The sequence below is a fragment of the Aerococcus sp. L_32 genome, from assembly GCF_050689315.1.
Genome location: NZ_JBOEQF010000421.1, coordinates 1 through 1639 on the forward strand (window position 1 = coordinate 1; position 1639 = coordinate 1639).

The window sequence follows — 1639 nt, forward strand, 5'->3', positions numbered from 1 at the left end:
TTGTCTGATAATAATCCATCAACAAGAACAGCGTATTCCTTTTCCACGTGTTTCTTAGGGGCCATTAAGGCATGGTTGAATTGGCCATCGTTGGTGATCAGTAGCAGACCTGTTGTGTCTTTATCTAGGCGTCCAACTGGAAATGGTTCGTAGGTTAATACCAGGTCTTCCGGTAACAGGTCAATCACGGTGTCCCAACGGTTGTCTTCGGTTGCAGATATAACGCCGTCTGGTTTGTGCATCATGATATAAACATAAGGTTTATAGACGATTTCTTGCCCATCTACTTCCACCTTGTCCTCTGTTACATTGATTGGTTGATTAGGCTTCTTGGCCACGGATCCATTGATGTAAATAGCGGATTTTTTGATTAAAGTCTTCACGTCACTTCGGCTATAAGTGGTCATGCTAGAGACAAATTTATCTAAACGTTGGGTGTTTTTCGCTGTTTTTTTATTTGTCATAGCGGCCCATTCCTAATTTCGCACGAAGCATTTTGGCCTTGTCGCCAAGTAGCGTATCTAATAGTTTGAAGCGTAAGCCACCAATGACATAAACTGCTACCCCAACACCAGCTACAATCACGATTTGGGCCACTTGGTGCACAATTGAGATTTCAGGTGATAAGATAGTGCGTCGTAAGAAATGGTTGACTAACCAAGTGGCAATACCCATAGCACCAGATAACAAGGCAATGCCTTTAATTTGGACTAGAACTTCAACTACTGATAAGTTGATACGGACTTTTAGGCGCCACAAGTAGAATATGGCAATTCCGATAAAGGCTGCCCCTGTAGCTAATAAAGCACCTGATGTACTAAAAATCGCTAGGAAAGGTACTTGTAGGACCAATTTAAGTGTTATCCCAAGTAACATACCCATAATAGCGTCTTTAAAGAAGGACATGGCTTGTAACATAGCAACAAGAACTGAAAACAGCCCCATGGTCACAGCGACTGCCGCTGCTAATTGTAATAGTGAGGTACCTAGTGGATCGTGGGTAAAGATGATCGCGTACAAGGGCTCAGCTAATACCGCCATCCCGATTGCAGAGGGGAACATGACTAGCGAGAATAATTTCAAGTTGTGGCCGATTAACCCTTTTGTTTCTGGAAAATCTTGCGTGGCATGTCGGTCAATACGTTTTGGCTGTGCTTTATTTGCCAGCTTGGCCTCGATATCCCTTTTTTCCTCTGAATGGGTAGCTGAAATAACAGCGATGGAGGTCGAACCGATGGCGACAGCTAGGGAAACGATAATGGTCACGAGTTTATTGGCATTGGCACCGAAAATGGCGTATTCATTGATTAATTGATCATGTGAAAGATGAGAAAAGTGCGTCATTATCGGCATGTAGGTGTTAGTATCGACTAAACGAGATAATTCGATTGCTGAACCGGAAACGATGAATGGAATAGCAATCATCACGATTTCGAGTAATAGATTTTTGGAAGAGACGTAGGTTTCTTCCTTAACCGCGTACAATTCTTCTTCCTTATTATAACCTTTGCGGTAGCGCATAAAGAAGAATACCAATGTGGCTAAGGCTGCTAGCGCCCCAATGAAGGCCGCAAATGTTGAGTGAGTTACAGCTTTGACCATCTCGCCATTATTGATCACACGGATGATGTAAACCGCC

Annotated in this window: 2 protein-coding genes; both read right to left on the reverse strand. The window is 43.1% G+C overall.

Annotation, left to right across the window (positions count from 1 at the left end; all coding sequences use genetic code 11):
* Positions 1–464, reverse strand: a 464-nt coding sequence (locus ACRCJ0_RS13570; protein WP_431390763.1) for a pseudouridine synthase, incomplete at its 3' end; no start/stop codon positions are given.
* Positions 454–1639: polysaccharide biosynthesis C-terminal domain-containing protein (locus ACRCJ0_RS13575; RefSeq protein ID WP_431390764.1), on the reverse strand; the 1186-nt coding region annotated here is incomplete at its 5' end. The genes ACRCJ0_RS13575 and ACRCJ0_RS13570, both read right to left, overlap by 11 nt.